Annotated in this window: 14 protein-coding genes; 8 read left to right on the top strand and 6 right to left on the bottom strand. The window is 69.2% G+C overall.

What is annotated here, in order from left to right; translation table 11 throughout:
* Positions 1 to 25: 25 nt before the first annotated feature.
* Genes ACWCOV_RS00085 through ACWCOV_RS00095 form a run of 3 tightly spaced genes read right to left on the bottom strand, consistent with a single transcriptional unit; the run spans position 26 to position 5,149 of the window.
* Positions 26 to 2,167: an acetate--CoA ligase family protein gene (locus tag ACWCOV_RS00085; RefSeq protein WP_449826981.1), complete on the bottom strand. Its 2,142-nt coding sequence runs from the start codon at positions 2,165 to 2,167 to the stop codon at positions 26 to 28.
* Positions 2,168 to 2,191: 24 nt separating this feature from the next.
* Positions 2,192 to 3,418: a formyl-CoA transferase gene (gene frc / locus ACWCOV_RS00090; protein WP_449826982.1), complete on the bottom strand. Its 1,227-nt coding sequence runs from the start codon at positions 3,416 to 3,418 to the stop codon at positions 2,192 to 2,194.
* Between the two features lie 12 nt (positions 3,419 to 3,430).
* Positions 3,431 to 5,149: a thiamine pyrophosphate-binding protein gene (locus tag ACWCOV_RS00095; protein ID WP_449826983.1), complete on the bottom strand. Its 1,719-nt coding sequence runs from the start codon at positions 5,147 to 5,149 to the stop codon at positions 3,431 to 3,433.
* A gap of 137 nt (positions 5,150 to 5,286) precedes the next feature.
* Between ACWCOV_RS00095 and ACWCOV_RS00100 the strand changes: the two genes are divergently transcribed.
* The gene (locus ACWCOV_RS00100) at positions 5,287 to 5,565 is read left to right on the top strand and encodes a hypothetical protein (protein WP_449826984.1); all 279 of its coding nucleotides are present in this window, start codon (positions 5,287 to 5,289) and stop codon (positions 5,563 to 5,565) included.
* On the opposite strand, the gene ACWCOV_RS00105 is transcribed toward ACWCOV_RS00100, so the two are convergent.
* Together ACWCOV_RS00105 and ACWCOV_RS00110 are read right to left on the bottom strand one after the other, a co-directional pair.
* Complete coding sequence (locus ACWCOV_RS00105) at positions 5,496 to 6,089, bottom strand: hypothetical protein (RefSeq protein WP_449826985.1); 594 nt, start codon at positions 6,087 to 6,089, stop codon at positions 5,496 to 5,498. The genes ACWCOV_RS00100 and ACWCOV_RS00105 overlap by 70 nt on opposite strands.
* A complete protein-coding gene (locus tag ACWCOV_RS00110) occupies positions 6,086 to 7,462 on the bottom strand; it encodes an OFA family MFS transporter (protein WP_449826986.1) in 1,377 nt (458 codons plus the stop codon). Before ACWCOV_RS00110 ends, ACWCOV_RS00105 begins: the two co-directional genes overlap by 4 nt.
* Before the next feature lie 136 nt (positions 7,463 to 7,598).
* On the opposite strand from ACWCOV_RS00110, the gene sucC reads away from it, so the two are divergent.
* Genes sucC through ACWCOV_RS00125 form a run of 3 tightly spaced genes read left to right on the top strand, consistent with a single transcriptional unit; the run spans position 7,599 to position 10,529 of the window.
* A complete protein-coding gene (sucC, locus tag ACWCOV_RS00115; protein WP_449827287.1) occupies positions 7,599 to 8,759 on the top strand; it encodes an ADP-forming succinate--CoA ligase subunit beta in 1,161 nt (386 codons plus the stop codon).
* Between the two features lies 1 nt (position 8,760).
* Positions 8,761 to 9,657 (top strand): succinate--CoA ligase subunit alpha, encoded by an 897-nt coding sequence (sucD, locus tag ACWCOV_RS00120; RefSeq protein WP_449826987.1) that lies wholly within the window; start codon positions 8,761 to 8,763, stop codon positions 9,655 to 9,657.
* Positions 9,654 to 10,529 (top strand): 2-hydroxy-3-oxopropionate reductase, encoded by an 876-nt coding sequence (locus ACWCOV_RS00125; RefSeq protein WP_449826988.1) that lies wholly within the window; start codon positions 9,654 to 9,656, stop codon positions 10,527 to 10,529. Before sucD ends, ACWCOV_RS00125 begins: the two co-directional genes overlap by 4 nt.
* Here the strand turns inward: ACWCOV_RS00125 and ACWCOV_RS00130 are convergent.
* Positions 10,518 to 11,558 carry a LacI family DNA-binding transcriptional regulator gene (locus ACWCOV_RS00130; protein WP_449826989.1) on the bottom strand — a complete coding sequence of 347 codons (1,041 nt, stop codon included), beginning with the start codon at positions 11,556 to 11,558 and terminating at the stop codon, positions 10,518 to 10,520. The genes ACWCOV_RS00125 and ACWCOV_RS00130 overlap by 12 nt on opposite strands.
* 125 nt (positions 11,559 to 11,683) lie before the next feature.
* On the opposite strand from ACWCOV_RS00130, the gene ACWCOV_RS00135 reads away from it, so the two are divergent.
* From ACWCOV_RS00135 to ACWCOV_RS00150, 4 genes are read left to right on the top strand one after another with little or no spacing between them, the layout of a single operon-like run.
* Positions 11,684 to 12,589, top strand: a complete 906-nt coding sequence (locus ACWCOV_RS00135) for a carbohydrate ABC transporter permease (RefSeq protein WP_449826990.1) — start codon at positions 11,684 to 11,686, stop codon at positions 12,587 to 12,589.
* Positions 12,586 to 13,503, top strand: coding sequence for a carbohydrate ABC transporter permease (locus ACWCOV_RS00140; protein ID WP_449826991.1), 918 nt, complete (start codon positions 12,586 to 12,588; stop codon positions 13,501 to 13,503). Before ACWCOV_RS00135 ends, ACWCOV_RS00140 begins: the two co-directional genes overlap by 4 nt.
* 11 nt (positions 13,504 to 13,514) lie before the next feature.
* Entirely contained in the window at positions 13,515 to 14,864 is a 1,350-nt protein-coding gene (locus ACWCOV_RS00145) for an ABC transporter substrate-binding protein (RefSeq protein ID WP_449826992.1), read from the top strand.
* A gap of 3 nt (positions 14,865 to 14,867) precedes the next feature.
* A complete protein-coding gene (locus ACWCOV_RS00150) occupies positions 14,868 to 16,616 on the top strand; it encodes a glycoside hydrolase family 35 protein (protein WP_449826993.1) in 1,749 nt (582 codons plus the stop codon).
* The last annotated feature ends 30 nt before the right edge of the window (positions 16,617 to 16,646 follow it).

Below are 16,646 nucleotides of genomic sequence, written 5' to 3' on the forward strand. Positions count from 1 at the left end.
CCCCGCGCTCCTTCCTCCAATCAGTTCAGCCGAGCGGGCCGGCGTGGCGGGCCCAGCGGTATTTGGCACCGAGGACCTGGACGGGGGTCTCGGTGGTGTACGGGTAGGCGACCACGCCGTGGTCGAACAGGTACTGACTGGCTTCCTCGACCTCGACGTCGCCGGACAGCGAGGCCACCACCGGCTTGTCGATGCCCTTGGCGCGGTACTCCTCGACCACCTCGGCGACCAGCTTCGCGAACACCATCGGCGGTGTCACGATGGTGTGCCAGTAGCCCAGGATCAAGGCGTGGATCCGCTCGTCGGACAGCCCGAGCGCGATCGTGTTCCGGTACGTCGACGGCGGCTCGCCGCCGGTGATGTCCACCGGGTTGCCGGAGGCCCCGAACGGCGGGATGAACTTCTTGAACGCCTCGTCCAGGTCGGCCGGCATCGACATCAGCTGCAGGCCGTTGTCCACGCAGGCGTCCGACAGCAGGACGCCGGAGCCGCCCGCGCCGGTGATGATGACGACGTTCTCGCCCTTCGGCGTCGGCAGCAGCGGGATGCCGCGGGCGAACTGGAGCATCTCGTTCAGCCCCGGCGCCCGGACCACACCGCTCTGCCGCAGGATGTCGTCGTACACCTTGTCGTTGCCGGCCAGGGCGCCGGTGTGCGAGCTGGCCGCCCGCGCGCCCATGTCGGTGCGGCCGGCCTTCAGCACGACGACCGGCTTCTTCTTCGACACCCGGGCCGCCGTCTCGGCGAACGCCCGGCCGTCCTTCAGGTCCTCCAGGTGCATGGCGATCAGGTTGGTGTTGTCGTCGTTCTCGAAGAACGTCAGGAGGTCATCCTCGTCGATGTCGGCCTTGTTGCCTACTCCAACAATCGCGGAGACGCCCATCCGGCTGGACCGGCTGAAGCCGAGGATCGCCATCCCGATGCCTCCGCTCTGTGACGAAAGCGCAACACTGCCCTTGACGTCGTACGGCGTGCAGAACGTCGCGCACAGGCTCTCCGGCAGGTAGTAGTAGCCGTAGATGTTCGGCCCGAGGATGCGCACGTTGTGCTTGCGCGCGATCGCCACCACCTCGTCCTGGAGCTCCTGGTCACCGGTCTCGGCGAACCCGGACGGGATCAGGATCGCCCCGGCCACGCCCTTCTCGCCGCACTGCTCGAGCGCGCCGCCGACGAACTTGGCCGGTACGGCGAACACCGCGACGTCCACGTCCCCCGGGACGTCCAGGATGCTCGGGAACGCCTTCAGCCCGAGCACCTCACCGCCCTTGGGGTTGATCGGGTAGATGTCGCCCTGGTAGCCGCCGTTGACCAGGTTCTTCATCACCGAGTTGCCGATCTTGCCGGTCTCGTTCGAGGCCCCGATCACCGCGACCGCGCGCGGCTTCATGATCCGGGTCATCGCGGCCAGGATCTCGTCCTGGCTGTACCGCTCGACCGGCTTGCCGGCCTCGGCGTCGACGATGATCCGGAAGTCCACCGCGGTGGCGCCGTCCGGCCCGGCCAGTACCGGGTTCAGGTCCACCTCGGCGAACTGCGGGAAGTCGGTGACCAGGTCGGACAGCCGCTTGACCAGGTCGGCGACGGCCTCCTTGTCCACCGGCTTGGCGCCGCGGACGCCGTCCAGCATCTCGTGCGCGCCGATCCCGTCGATCATCGACCGGGCCTCGTCGGCCGACAGCGGGGCCAGCCGGAAGGTGACGTCCTTCAGCACCTCGACCAGGACGCCACCGAGCCCGAACGCGACCACCTTGCCGAACGTCTGGTCGGTGACCGCGCCGACGATGACCTCCTGCACGTCACCGCCGGTGACGAGCATCTTCTGCACCTGGACACCGGTGATGGCCGCGTCGGCTTTGTAGGCTTTCGCATTGTCGACAATCTTCTGGAACGCCTCCTTCGCGGCGTCCTCGGAGTCGACGCCGACCACCACCCCACCGGCGTCGGTCTTGTGCAGGATGTCCGGCGAGACGATCTTCAGCACGACGGGGAAGCCGATCTCGGCCGCCAGGCCGGCCGCTCCCTCGGCAGTCGTGGCCAGCCCCTCACCCGGCGTCGGGATGCCGTACGCGTCCGCGACCTGCTTGGCCTCGGGCGCGCTCAGCGAGGTGCGGCCGTCCGCCAGAGCCTGGTCGAGGATGGTCTGGACTGCTGCCTTGTCATAGGTCATGCCAGTTGCTCCAATTCAGAGTGGTCAGACGACGCCGGCGGCTTTGAGTTCCTCGAGCTCGGCGGTGTCGATGCCGAGCTCGCCGTAGATCTCGGGGTTGTGCTCGCCGAGACCGGGTGAGGTCTCGACCTGGACCGGGGAGTCGGACAGCTTGATCGGGCAGCCGACGGTCTTGAAGCTGCCGCGCTGCGCGTGCTTCACCTCGACCACCGCGCCGAGCTCGGCCAGCGTCTCGTCCTCGATCAGCTCCCGGGTGGACATGATCGGCCCGCAGGGCACGTTCAGCGCGTTGAGCTTGTCCATCACCTCGAACTTCGTGTGCTGCTCGGTCCACTGCTCGATCAGCGCGAACATCTTGTCCAGCTTGCCGAGCCGGGCTGCCGGGGTGGACCAGTCCGGGTCGTCGGCCAGCTCGGGCCTGCCGATCAGGTTCGCGATCGGGGCCCAGCCTGGCGGCTGGACGATCACGTAGATGTAGTCGTTCGGGCCGCCCGGGGCGCACCGCAGCGCCCAGCCGGGCTGGCCGCCGCCGGAGGCGTTCCCGGACCGCGGCACCGCGTCGCCGAAGTGCTCGTTCGGGTACTCGCGCAGCGGGCCGTGGGCGAGCCGCTGCTGGTCGCGCAGCTTCACCCGGGTCAGGTTCAGCACGGCTTCCTGCATCGCCACGCTGACCCGCTGGCCCTTGCCGCTGTGCGTCCGCTGGTACAGCGCCGCCAGGATGCCGGCGACCAGGTGGATGCCGGTGCCGGAGTCGCCGATCTGGGCGCCGCTCGCGGTCGGCGGCCCGTCCTCGAACCCGGTCGTGCTCATCGCGCCGCCCATCGCCTGGGCGACCACCTCGTAGGCCTTGAAGTCCTCGTACCGGCCCGGGCCGAAGCCCTTGATCGAGGCGAAGATCAGCCGCGGGTTGATCAGCTGCAGCCGCTCCCAGGTGAAGCCCATCCGGTCGATCGCGCCGGGGGCGAAGTTCTCCACCAGGATGTCGACGTCCTTCACCAGGTCGGTGAAGATCTCCTTGCCCCGGTCGGACTTCATGTTCAGCGTGATGCTGCGCTTGTTGCAGTTCAGCATCGTGAAGTAGAGGCTGTCGACGTCCGGGAGGTCGCGCAGCTGCTGGCGGGTGATGTCACCGGTGGGCGCCTCCAGCTTGATGACGTCGGCGCCGAGCCAGGCGAGAATCTGGGTGCAGGACGGTCCGGACTGCACGTGGGTCATGTCGAGTACGCGGACACCTTCGAGGGCCTTGGACATGCTGGTCCTCCGTTACTTGTACATGGTCTGGTTCATGGTTCCGGGGGCGTACGCGTCCGGGTCGACCCAGACGTTGATCAGCGACGGCAGCCCGGACTCGCGGGCGCGCTGCATGGCCGGCCCGATGTCCTTGGGGTCGCGGACCTCCTCGCCGTACCCGCCGAGCATCTTGGCGAACTCGTCGTACCGGACGTCGCCGAGCGTGTTGCCGACCCGGCCGCGGGCCTGGCCGTACTTGACCTCCTGGCCGTAGCGGATCTGGTTCATCGAGGAGTTGTTGCCGACGACACCGACGAACGGGAGGTTGAAGCGGACCAGCGTCTCGAAGTCCCAGCCGGTCAGCGAGAACGCGCCGTCGCCGAACAGCGCGACCACTTCCTGGTCGGGGCGGGCGTACTTGGCCGCCATCACGAACGGGATGCCGACGCCGATGGTGCCGAGCGGGCCCGGGTCCATCCAGTGGCCGGGCGACTTCGGCTGCACCACGCCGCCGGAGAAGGTGACGATGTCGCCGCCGTCGCCGATGTAGATCGAGTCCTCGGTGAGGAACTCGTTGATCTCGTGCGCCAGCCGCAGCGGGTGGATCGGGTTGGCGTCCGACAGCTGCTTCGGCAGCCGCTTCTGGTACGCCGCGTCCTCCTCGGCCCGCAGTTCGGCGAACCACGCCTTCCGGTCGCCGGCCTTCTGGATCCGGCCCGACGCCGCCTGGGTGACCGCGGCCAGGATCGCGCCCGGGTCGCCGACCAGGCCGAGGTCGATGTCGCGGTTCTTGCCGACGGTGCGGTAGTCCATGTCGATCTGCACCACGGTCGCGCCCTTCGGCAGCCGGCGGCCGTAGCCCATCCGGAAGTCGAACGGCGTCCCGACGATCAGGATCAGGTCGGCGTTGTTGAACCCGTACCGGCGGGACAGGTGGAAGTGGTGCGGGTCGCCGGGCGGCAGCGAGCCGCGGGCGGAGCCGTTCATGTACGCCGGGATGTTCAGCTTCCGGGCGAACTCGACCGCGGCGTCGGTGCCGCGCGAGGTCCAGACCTGGGTGCCGAGCAGCACCACCGGCTTCTCGGCCCGGACCAGCAGGTCGGCCAGCGCCTCGATGTTGGCCGGGTCGCCGATGCTCTTGGTGGACGCCCGGTACCGGCCGGGCTCGGGGACCGTCGCGGACTCGACCGGGACCGAGTTGTCCAGGATGTCGCGCGGGATCTCCAGGAAGGACGGGCCGGGGGCGCCGTTGAAGCACTCGCGGAACGCCATCGACACCATGTCGGCGACCCGCGCGGTGTGCGGCACGGTCGCGGCGAACTTGGTGATCGGCGTCATCATGTCGACGTGCGGCAGGTCCTGCAGGGACCCCATCTTGTGCTGGTTCAGCGCGCCCTGCCCGCCGATCAGCAGCATCGGGCTCTCGGCCCGGAACGCGTTCGCGACACCGGTGACGGCGTCCGTGGTGCCGGGGCCGGCGGTGACGACGGCGCAGCCGGGCTTGCCGGTCATCCGCGCGTAGCCGTCGGCCGCGTGCGCGGCGACCTGCTCGTGCCGGACGTCGACCACCGCGATGCCCTCGTCGACACAGCCGTCGTAGATGTCGATGATGTGCCCGCCGCAGAGGGTGAAGATCACGTCGATCCCCTCGGCCTTCAGGGCCTTGGCGACCAGGTGACCGCCCGAGATCGTCGCAGTCTCCGGCTCCTTCACGGCTGCGGCTGGTTGGGTCTCCGACACTGTCTGCGCCATCTGCAGTCATCTCCTCGGAAGGGCCGGGGTTCGCCCCTGTCGTGTCACACAGAATGTAGATTGCATACCGTATGGTGTAGTCGTAGTCTTATCGCACGCCGTGGTGCTTGTCCAGAGTTCGAAGCCAGGAGGGTGCGATGACGATTCACGAACACCTCGACCGGACCCGCGAAGCCGTGCAGGCCTTGGAGAAATCCCTTCTGGCGTTGAGGAATCAGCTCGGTCCGCATCTCGACGTACTGCGGCTGATGGACGACCTGCAACGGTGCGCGGCGGACCTGGAGCGCCTCGAGCAGCAGCTCCGCGCCCCTCGTCGGCCCGAACTGGTAGCAATTCCCGACGGCGACTACGACCACGGTTTCTGGGCGGACGTCGAGCACGAGGGCTTGGGAGCACCCGGCCGGCGGGCGCCGTGAGCGGCCAGACACTGTTTCAGTAACTGGCGCAGGCGTACGTCGCGGTCACCGTCCGACAGCCGGGCGGTGACCGCGACCGCTTCTGCGGCGTGCTCGGTGGCGACGAAGGTCCGGTAGAACGGCTCGCTCCAGCCGAACCGGCCGAGCAGCGGCAACCACCAGCGTGCCGCTCCGCCGGGCTCCTCGTGCCCGTTCATCAGGTGGATCGCGGTCCGATGCGCGTTCGCCAACCGGATGCGTTCGTCCTTCGTGAGCTCGCCGCCCGTCAGCGCGGTCGACACGCACAGGGCGACGACGCGGGCGGACGGTTCGAAGCCGGTCCGCGCCGTACCGATGAAGCTCGGCGCCAGTGGGAGCAGGGCCTTGCGGCCGGACGAGCTGCTGTGGTCGTGCACCGCCCTTGCCACCGCGCTCAGCGTGGGGTGAACGCAGGTCGGGCGATCGGTCCACGGTTCCCGGGCCAGCTTCGACACCAGCTCCATGACGCACGGATCGGGCCGCGCGACCCGGCCGTAGCCGTTCACTCGCCCGACCCGGCGACCGGGGTGCCCAACTGCGGCCGGACCGGCAACGCTGGTCGACCTGGTTGTTTCAGGAACCGCACGATCAAGGCCGTCAGCACACCGAGCAACCCGGCGCCGAGGAACAACGGCCGATACCCGACCGACGCCACCACCGACGCAGCGACACCGACGCCGACGAGTCCGCCGGCAGCCTTCGCGGAGTACAGGATCGCCTGATTCTGCAGCAGGCTGTTCTCGCCGAAGAACTCCAGCACGAGGTTCGCCATGATCGCGTAGAAGGCGCCGCCACCCAGGCCGGCGAACATCGCGCACAGCACGAACGCCCAGCCCGCACCCGCCTCACCCGCGACCACGAGCCCGACGTGCGTGAACCCTTCGACCATCAGTACGGCGGCCAGCACCCGGCGCCGGCCGAACCGGTCCGAGAGGTGCCCGGCCAGCGAACGGCCAAGACCGTTGACTGCGGCAAGCATCCCGGCCGCGAACCCGGCGACCGCGACCCCCAGCTCCGCGGTGACCGCATAGCTCACGACGAACGCGATGCCGAACAGGGAGAGCGCCGTACTGAGGGCGAGCGTCAGCCACATCAGCGGGAGCGCTCCGGTGCGCATCGCCTCGGCCGGGCGGTAGTGCCGGACCGCGGGCGCGTTGTGCGGGATGCTCCGGTTGAGCTTGCGGTCGATCGCCCACACCTGCGCGTCGATGTGCGCGGGCCACCAGTGCCGCGGCGGATCCTTGAGCACTCCGCCGGCGATCAGCACGATCACCACAGCAACGAGCGCAGTCAGGTCGAAGACGATCCGCTGCCCGCTCGCCGTCTGAAAGACGGTCAGTAGCGCAATGCTGGGTACGGCGCCGACAGCGAAGCCACCGGTGACAAAGCCGATCGTGGCGGTGCGGCGATCAGGGAACCAGCGTGCGGCGGTGGTGATGCAGGCCGCGTACACGAGTCCGGCGCCGGCTCCGCCGACCACCGCGTAGCCGAGGACGACGAGCGCGTAGCTGTCCGCGTGGGCGAGCGTCACCAGGCCGACCGCCGCGAGCAGACCACCGGCAACCACGAGCTGAGTGGGCGTTGCCCGCCGTACCCGTTGGACCCAGGCGGCCGGGATCGCGATCAGCGCCTGGCAGGCGACGAAGATGGCCAGCAGCCACATGGTCGCGACGGCGTCCCAGCCGCGTCCGTCCTGCAAGCCGATCGCGGCGGAGCCGAAGGAGTACTGCAGTGGGCTGATGGCGACCATGCAGGCCCAGGTCGCCCACAGCTGCCATCCGCGGGGGTGTCCGGTCAGCTCCTCGGCATCCTCGCCGATGCGGTATTGCCGCCCGTAGACGTCACGCACGTCCCGGGGCGTGGCCATCGCGTGATTCATTCCGCCTCCTGACTACTGCATACCGTATGAGATCTGTGGTACTCCTCCGCGTCGTCGTTGTCCAGAGCCCAAACCCTTGTGACGGCGACTGTATACCGCATACAGTCGTCCGTAACCCCTGGAGATGGAGGCTGCCGTGGACCTGATGGAGTACCAAGCCAAGGAGCTGTTCGCCCGGCACAGCGTCCCGGTGACGCTCGGCCGGGTGGTCGAGGACCCGGCCGACGCCGCCGCGGCCGCCGCGGACCTGGGCGGCCGCGTGGTGGTGAAGGCGCAGGTGAAGACCGGCGGCCGCGGCAAGGCCGGCGGGGTGAAGCTGGCGAGCTCCCCCGACGAGGCCGTGGCCAGGGCCGGCGAGATCCTCGGCATGGACATCAAGGGCCACACCGTCCGCCGGGTGCTGCTCGCGCCGGCCGCGGACATCGCCGAGGAGTACTACTTCTCCTTCCTGGTCGACCGGGCCAACCGGGACTACCTCTGCATCGCCAGCACCGAGGGCGGTGTCGAGATCGAGGAGGTCGCGCACACCAACCCGGACGCGATCGCCAAGGTCGCGATCGACCCGGCGGTCGGCGTGGACGAAGCCAAGGCGGCCGAGATCGTCGCGGCCGCGGGCTTCCCGGCCGGTGCTGAGGACGTCGTCCGGAAGCTCTGGGACGTGTTCATCGCCGAGGACGCGTCACTGGTCGAGGTGAACCCGCTGGTCAAGCTCGGCGACGGCTCGCTCGAGGCCCTCGACGGCAAGGTGACCCTCGACGCGAACGCGGCGTACCGGCACGCCGACCACGCGGGCTTCGAGGACAAGGCGGCCGCGGACCCGCTCGAGGCCGCGGCCCAGGAGAAGGGCCTGAACTACGTCAAGCTGGACGGCTCGGTCGGCATCATCGGCAACGGCGCCGGCCTGGTCATGTCCACCCTCGACGTGGTCGCGTACGCCGGCGAGCCGTACGGCGTGCGGCCCGCCAACTTCCTCGACATCGGGGGTGGCGCGTCGGCGGAGGTGATGGCGAACGGACTCGGCATCATCCTCGGCGACGCCCAGGTCCGCAGTGTGTTCGTGAACGTGTTCGGCGGCATCACCGCCTGCGACGCGGTGTCGAACGGGATCGTCCAGGCGCTCGCGCTGCTCGGCGACCAGGCCGACAAGCCGCTGGTGGTCCGGCTGGACGGCAACAACGTCGACGAGGGCCGCCGGATCCTTGCCCAGGCCAACCATCCGCTGGTGACCGTGGTGGACACGATGGACGGCGCGGCCGCCCGTGCCGCCGAGCTGGCAACGCAGAACCGAGAGGCGTGACATGGCGATTTTCCTGACCGAGCAGAGCCGGGTCATCGTGCAGGGCATGACCGGGTCCGAAGGACAGAAGCACACCAGCCGGATGCTTGCCGCCGGCACCAACGTGGTCGGCGGCGTGACCCCGGGCAAGGGCGGCCAGTCGGTCGACTTCGCGAAGCGGTCGATCCCGGTCTACGGCTCGTGCGCCGACGCGGTGAAGTCGGCCGGCGCGGACGTGTCGGTGGTCTTCGTGCCGCCGAAGTTCACCAAGGGCGCGGTGATCGAGGCCGTCGACGCGGGCATCCCGCTGGTGGTGGTGATCACCGAGGGCGTGCCGGTGCACGACACCGCGGCCTTCTTCGCCCACGCGCAGGCGTCCGGCACCACGCGCATCATCGGCCCGAACTGCCCCGGCATCATCAGCCCCGGACAGTCCAACGCGGGCATCATTCCCGCCGACATCGCGGGTCCCGGCCGGATCGGGCTGGTCAGCAAGTCCGGCACGCTGACGTACCAGATGATGTACGAGCTGCGGGACTTCGGGTTCTCGACCGCGATCGGGATCGGCGGTGACCCGATCATCGGGACCACCCACATCGACGCGCTGCAGGCGTTCCAGGACGACCCGGACACCGACGCGATCGTGATGATCGGCGAGATCGGCGGCGACGCCGAGGAGCGGGCGGCCGCGTTCATCAAGGAGAACGTGACCAAGCCCGTGGTCGGCTACGTGGCCGGCTTCACCGCCCCCGAGGGCAAGACCATGGGCCACGCCGGCGCCATCGTCTCCGGCTCCTCCGGCACCGCGGCCGCCAAGCAGGAGGCCCTCGAGGCCGTCGGCGTCAAGGTCGGCAAAACCCCCACCGAGACCGCTCAGCTCATGCGAGCCGTGATGGCGGTCGAGGAGGTCGCGGTATGACGGCCATCGGCTTCATCGGCCTCGGGATCATGGGTTCGCACATGGCGGCGAACCTGGTCCGGGCCGGACACACAGTGACCGGGTACGACGTCGTACCGGCAGCCGTGGATCGGTTGGCACAAGCCGGTGGCAAGCCGGCCGCGGACATCGCCGGCGCTGTGAACGGCGCTGAGGTGGTCATCACGATGCTGCCGGACTCGCCACAGGTCGCCGAGGTCGTTCTCGGTCCGGGCGGCGTGCTGGCTGCGGCGCAACCCGGCGTACTGCTGATCGACATGAGCTCGATCGCGCCGGAGACCTCGCGCGAGGTCGCGACGGCCGGGGCCGAACGCGGCGTGCGGGTGCTCGATGCGCCGGTGAGCGGCGGCGAGCAGGGCGCGATCAAGGCGTCGCTGTCGATCATGGTCGGCGGCGACGCAGCGGACTTCGAGACGGCCAAGCCGATCTTCGAGGATCTCGGGCGGACCATCGTGCACGTCGGCGGCCACGGCGCCGGCCAGACCGTGAAGGCGGCGAACCAGCTGCTGGTCGCCGGCATCATCAGCCTGGTCAGTGAGGCGATCGTGCTGCTCGAGGCTTCCGGCGTGGACGGCGAACGTGGCCTGGAAGTGCTGGCCGGCGGCCTGGCCGGCAACCGGATCCTCGACCTGAAGGCCGCCACGATGCTGGCCCGTCAGTTCGAGCCGGGCTTCCGGATCGACCTGCACCACAAGGACATGGGTATCGCCCTCGCCTCCGCCCGGTCGGCCGGCGTCGCCCTGCCCGTCACCGGTGTGGTCGCCCAACTGGTCGCCGCGGCCCGCGCCCAGGGCCACGGCTCGCTCGACCACTCCGCCTTGCTGAAGGTCGTCGAGCAGTTGTCAGCTCGATGACTTGCGGGGCGGCGCCGTACTGCTCCTGACCACTAGTTTGGTCGGTACGGCGACCGGGTCGTGGTGGTGTTCGCCGGCTTGGATCTCGCGGATGAGCGCGTCGACGCTGAGCCGGCCCACCTCGGCGAAGTTCTGCCGGATGGTGGTCAGCGGCGGCCAGAAGTGCGCGGCCTCCTCCATGTCGTCGAAGCCGATCACGCTGATGTCGTGCGGCACCACCCGGCCCCGCTCGTGCAGCGCGCGCAGCAGCCCGAGCGCCATCTGGTCGTTCGCCGCGAACACGGCCGTGACGTCCGGGTTCGCGGCCAGCTCACGGCCCGCCTCGTACCCGGAACCCGGCGTCCAGTCGCCGTCCAGGACCGGCGGGACCTCGCAACCGCGCTGCTTCAGCGTCAGCTCCCACGAGCGCCGCCGCCGGTCCGCGGCGAACGACGTCGGCGGGCCACCGAGATGCCACACCGTCGCGTGCCCGAGATCCAGCAGGTGCTCGGTGGCCAGCCGGGCGCCCTGGGCCTGGTTGGTGTCCACGATCGGGTAGTCGTAGTGGGCGCTCGAGTCGACCACCACGACCGGCAGCCCCTCGGGCAGCAGTACGCCGGCCTCGTCCAGCGTGTGCGCCTCGATGAGGATGATCACGCCGTCGACCGCCTGCTCCCCCAGCCGGCTGAACGCGTTCGTCACCGCGCTCTGGTTCACGTCGAGCACGGGCAGCAGGTTGAGCGCGTAGCCGCTGATGGTGGCCGCCGCGGCGACCGCGTCCAGCGTCCGCGTCGTACCGAAGCTGTGCAGCTCGAAGACGATCACGCCGATACTGCGGAACTGCCCGTTGCGCAGCGCCCGGGCGGCGCTGTTCGGGCGGTAGCCGAGCTCGCGCATGGCGGCCTGGACCCGGTCCCGGGTGGCCGCGTCGACGTTGTGCCGCTCGTTCGCGACCCGGGACACCGTCTGCCCGGACACCCCGGCCAGCCGGGCCACGTCGGCCATCGACGGGCCGCGCCGCCGCCGTACCGGAGACTCCTCCGCTGACATCGGCACCCCTCCTCGCTTGTCCCGCAGTGTAGACATGTTGACGTAAACACGCTACCGTCTCGGCGATCGATGTTGACGTCAACATCGCGTGTCGGCGACAAGTGACGAAGGAGGCCGGCGGGCGCATGAGTCAGTCCGTAGCACTGCGCCGGAGGCGTGGGAGGTTCGGTCAGAACGGGAAGGGATGGGTCTTCGTCGGCCCGTTCCTGGCGGTGTTCGCGCTGACCTTCCTGGCCCCGATCGGGTACGCGATCTACCTGAGCCTGTTCCGGGACCAGGCGTTCTTCGGCGGCACCGTGTTCGTCGGCCTGGACAACTACACCGAGGCGTTGCGGGACCCGAAGTTCTGGGAGGCGTTCGGCCGGGTCGCGGTGTTCCTGGTCGTCCAGGTGCCGGTGATGCTGGGGCTGGCGCTGCTGGCCGCGCTGGCCATCGACAGCGCCCGGCTGCACGGCGCGAGCTTCTTCCGGATCGTGATCTTCCTGCCGTACGCCGTGCCGGGGGTGGTCGCGGTGCTGATGTGGGGCTACATCTACGGCGACAACTTCGGCCTGGCCGCGAACCTGAACGATCTGTTCGGCACCACCGCGATCCAGCCGCTGAGCGGGACCTGGATGCTGCCGTCGATCGCCAACATCGTCACCTGGGAGTTCGTCGGCTACAACATGCTGATCTTCTACTCGGCGCTGCGCACGGTTCCCGGCGAGCTGTACGAGGCGGCCGCGATCGACGGGGCCGGCACCTTCCGGACCATCCGCGCGGTCAAGCTGCCCGCGCTGCGCGGCGCGATCGTGATCGCGACCATCTTCTCGATCATCGGCAGCTTCCAGCTGTTCAACGAGCCGAACATCCTGCGGACCTTGGCGCCGAACGTGATCACCACGTACTACACGCCGAACATGTACGCCTACAACCTGTCCTTCGCCGGGCAGCAGTTCAACTACTCCGCCACCGTCGCGATCGTGATGGGCGTCATCACCGCGATCATCGCTTACGTCGTCCAGCTGCGTGGCTCCCGGGAGGCACTGTGACCACCACTGTGGACGCTCCGCGCGCCGTGAGTACGGCGCCCCGGACGAAGAAGAAGACCACCACATCGCCGTTGCGGCCGCGGAAGTCGCCGCTGCTGACCGGTGTGATGGTCCTGTACCTGATCTACACGCTGGTGCCGCTGGCCTGGTTGCTGATCAGCTCGACCAAAACCCAGGCCGACCTGCTGTCGACGCCGGGCCTGTGGTTCGGCAAGAGCTTCGCGTTGTTCGACAACATCAAGGACACCCTGACCTACAACGACGGCATCTTCCTGCAGTGGCTCGGCAACACGCTGCTGTACGTGGTCGTCGGGGCCGGCGGCGCGACCCTGCTCGCGACCGCGGCCGGCTACGGCCTGGCGAAGTACAAGTTCGCCGGCCGCCGGGCCGTGTTCGCGGTGCTGCTCGGCGCGGTCGCCGTACCGGGGACGGCGCTCGCGGTGCCGACGTTCCTGATGTTCTCGAACCTCGGCCTGACCAACACGGTCTGGGCGATCATCATCCCGTCGCTGGTCAGCCCGTTCGGCCTGTACCTGATGTGGGTGTACTCGACCGAGGCGGTGCCGCACGAGCTGCTCGAGGCGGCCCGGATCGACGGCGCCGGCGAGGTGCGGATCTTCTTCACCGTGGCGCTGCGGCTGCTGGCCCCCGGCATCGTCACCACCCTGCTGTTCGCGGTGGTGTCGACCTGGAACAACTACTTCCTCCCGCTGATCATGCTCAGCAAACCCAACCTCTACCCGCTCACGGTCGGGCTCACCCAGTGGAGCAACCAGGCGACCGGCGTGGGTGCCCGCCCCATCTACAACCTGGTGATCACCGGCTCACTGCTGACCATCGTGCCCCTGGTGATCGCCTTCCTGCTCCTCCAGCGCTTCTGGCAGTCGGGCCTGAGCGCGGGCAGCGTCAAGTGAAAGGAACATCGATGAAGTCACATTGGCGTGGCCTCCGGCGACTGGTGGTTGCCGGAGCCGCTCTCACGGCCCTCGCGGTCGTGGCTGCGTGCGGCGGGTCGGACACCTCCGGCGGCAGCGGCAGCCAGACCACGGGCTCGCCCGACGCCGTCGACGCCGCGCTCAAGGCGGGCGGCACGATCACCTACTGGAGCTGGACGCCGTCGGCCGAGGCCCAGGTGAAGGCGTTCATGGCGCAGTACCCGAACGTGAAGGTGAACTACGTCAACGCCGGCACCGGCAACGACCACTACACCAAGCTGCAGAACGCGATCAAGGCCGGCTCGGGCGCCCCGGACGTGGCGCAGATCGAGTACCAGGCGCTGCCGCAGTTCGCGCTGCCCGGCTCGCTGGTCGACCTGAACCAGTACGGCTTCAACCAGTACGAGTCGGCCTACACCGCCTCGACCTGGGCCGCCGTGCACGCCGGTGGCGGCCTCTACGGCCTGCCGCAGGACTCCGGCCCGATGGCGCTGTTCTACAACAAGGAGGTCTTCGACAAGTACGGCATCACCGTGCCGAAGACCTGGGACGAGTACATCGCCGCGGCCAAGAAGCTGCACGCGGCGAACCCGAAGTCCTACATCACCAACGACTCCGGTGACGCGGGCTTCACCACCAGCATGATCTGGCAGGCCGGCGGTCAGCCGTTCAAGACCGACGGCAAGAACATCACCATCAACCTGCAGGACGAGGGCTCCAAGAAGTGGACCTCGACCTGGAACCAGCTGGTCGAGGGTGGTCTGGTCTCGCAGATCCCCGGCTGGACCGACGAGTGGTTCAAGGCGCTCGGCGACGGCACCATCGCCACCCTGCCGACCGGCGCCTGGATGCCCGGCGTGATGGAGGCGTCGGTCAAGGCCGGCGCGGGCAAGTGGGCGGTCGCCCCGATGCCGACGTACGACGGCCAGCCGGCCACCGCGGAGAACGGCGGCAGCACCGAGTCCGTGCTGAAGCAGAGCGCCAACCCGGCGCTGGCGGCGGCGTTCGTGCGCTGGCTCAACCACGACGAGGGCGTCAAGCCGTTCCTCGCCAGCGGCGGCTTCCCGGCCACCACGAAGGACCTGAAGGACCCGGCGTTCGTGGACAAGGCCAGCGCCTACTTCGGCGGCCAGCAGATCAACCAGGTGCTCACCGGCGCGGCCGACAACGTCGTGAAGGGCTGGAGCTACCTGCCGTACGAGCTGTACGCGAACAGCATCTACGGCGACACGGTCGGCAAGGCGTACCAGTCCAAGTCCGACCTGAACACCGGCCTGCAAGCCTGGCAGGACGCGCTGGTTGCCTACGGCAATCAGCAGGGGTTCCAGGTGAACGGCTGACCGGTGACCCACTTCGCGATCGGTGAGTCCGACTTCCTCCTCGACGGCCGGCCGTTCCGGATCCTGTCCGGTGCGCTGCACTACTTCCGGGTGCACCCGGACAGCTGGGCCGACCGGATCGAGAAGGCCCGCCTGATGGGACTCAACACCATCGAGACGTACGTGCCGTGGAACGCGCACAGCCCGGCTCCCGGCGTCTTCGGCACCTCCGGGATGCTCGACCTCGAGCGGTTCCTGCGGGAGATCGCCGATGCCGGTCTGTACGCGATCGTCCGCCCCGGCCCGTACATCTGCGCGGAGTGGGACAACGGCGGGCTCCCTGCCTGGCTCTTCCGGGAGCCGGGCATGGGGGTCCGGCGGTACGAGCCGAAGTTCATGGCCGCGGTCGAGGAGTACCTGCGCAACGTGCTGCGGATCGTCCAGCCGCTGCAGGTCGAGCATGGCGGCCCGGTCCTGCTGGTCCAGGTCGAGAACGAGTACGGCGCGTTCGGCGACGACCCGACGTACCTGAAGTCGGTCGCCGAGATCATCCGGAACGCCGGCATCACGGTGCCGCTGGTGACCGTCGACCAGCCGGTCGACGCGATGCTGGCGGCCGGCGGGCTGGACGGCGTGCTGCGGACCGGTTCGTTCGGGTCGCGGGCCGACGAGCGGCTGGCGACGCTGCGCAAGCACCAGCCGACCGGGCCGTTGATGTGCATGGAGTTCTGGGACGGCTGGTTCGACCACTGGGGCGGTCCGCACCACACGACCGGTGTCGCGGCGGCCGCCGCCGAGCTGGACGCGCTGCTCGCGGCGGGCGCGTCGGTGAACATCTACATGCTCCACGGCGGCACGAACTTCGGGCTGACCAGCGGGGCGAACGACAAGGGCGTCTACCGGCCGACCATCACGTCGTACGACTACGACGCCCCCTTGGACGAGGCGGGGAACCCGACCGCGAAGTTCCACGCCTTCCGGGAGGTCATCGCCCGGTACGCGCCCGTCCCCGACGTTGTCCCGGCGTCGGGGCCGGCCGCACCGGAGACCTCCGCGGCGCTGGGCTCGCCGATCCGGCTGCTCGCCGACCCGTCGGCCTGGGGTACGGCGTCGCAGCACGACGAGATGCCGACCCTCGACGAGCTGGACGCCCACCTGGCGCTGTTCGCGACCTCGATCGACATCGACGGCCCGATGTTGCTCAGCGTCGACGAGGTGCGGGACCGGGCGTACGTGTTCCTCGACGGCCGTCCGGTCGGCGTCCTCGATCGGGAGCGTCACGACCGGGCGCTGATGGTGCCGGGTGGACGGGGTCGGCTCGAGATCGTCGTCGAGGACCAGGGCCGGGTCAACTACGGGCAGCGGATCGGCGAGCCGAAGGGTCTGATCGGTCCGGTGCATCTCGGGTCCACGGAGCTGGCCGACTGGTCGGCGACCGTGATCGACCTGGCCGCCGTACCGCGGCTGTGGGACGCCGCGGGCCTGACGCCGGATGCCCCCGGGGTCGGACCCACGGCCTGGCGGGCCGGTTTCGACGTCGCCGAGCCGGTCGACCACTTCCTGTCCACGGTTGCCTGGGGCAAGGGCATCGCGTGGGTGAACGGCTTCTGCCTCGGGCGCTACTGGCGCCGCGGGCCGCAGGAGACGCTGTACGTTCCGGGTCCGGTACTGCGATCCGGGCGCAACGAGCTCGTCGTACTCGAGCTTGATGTGATGGCCGAGCCGGTTGCCCACTTCGTGTCCGGCTTGTCACTGGGGCCGACCGAGCTGTAAGTGGAACAGGTGGGTCCGACGTCGCTGTGG

This window comes from Kribbella sp. NPDC002412, assembly GCF_053592935.1.

Excerpts from the sequence above, each read along its gene's own strand:
- ACWCOV_RS00110 (WP_449826986.1), bottom strand. The coding sequence starts at position 7,462 with ATGAATCACGCGATGGCCACGCCCCGGGACGTGCGTGACGTCTACGGG.
- sucD (WP_449826987.1), top strand. The coding sequence starts at position 8,761 with ATGGCGATTTTCCTGACCGAGCAGAGCCGGGTCATCGTGCAGGGCATG.
- ACWCOV_RS00125 (WP_449826988.1), top strand. The coding sequence starts at position 9,654 with ATGACGGCCATCGGCTTCATCGGCCTCGGGATCATGGGTTCGCACATG.
- frc (WP_449826982.1), bottom strand. The coding sequence starts at position 3,418 with ATGTCCAAGGCCCTCGAAGGTGTCCGCGTACTCGACATGACCCACGTG.
- ACWCOV_RS00100 (WP_449826984.1), top strand. The coding sequence starts at position 5,287 with ATGACGATTCACGAACACCTCGACCGGACCCGCGAAGCCGTGCAGGCC.
- ACWCOV_RS00095 (WP_449826983.1), bottom strand. The coding sequence starts at position 5,149 with ATGGCGCAGACAGTGTCGGAGACCCAACCAGCCGCAGCCGTGAAGGAG.
- ACWCOV_RS00085 (WP_449826981.1), bottom strand. The coding sequence starts at position 2,167 with ATGACCTATGACAAGGCAGCAGTCCAGACCATCCTCGACCAGGCTCTG.
- ACWCOV_RS00135 (WP_449826990.1), top strand. The coding sequence starts at position 11,684 with ATGAGTCAGTCCGTAGCACTGCGCCGGAGGCGTGGGAGGTTCGGTCAG.
- ACWCOV_RS00130 (WP_449826989.1), bottom strand. The coding sequence starts at position 11,558 with ATGTCAGCGGAGGAGTCTCCGGTACGGCGGCGGCGCGGCCCGTCGATG.
- ACWCOV_RS00145 (WP_449826992.1), top strand. The coding sequence starts at position 13,515 with ATGAAGTCACATTGGCGTGGCCTCCGGCGACTGGTGGTTGCCGGAGCC.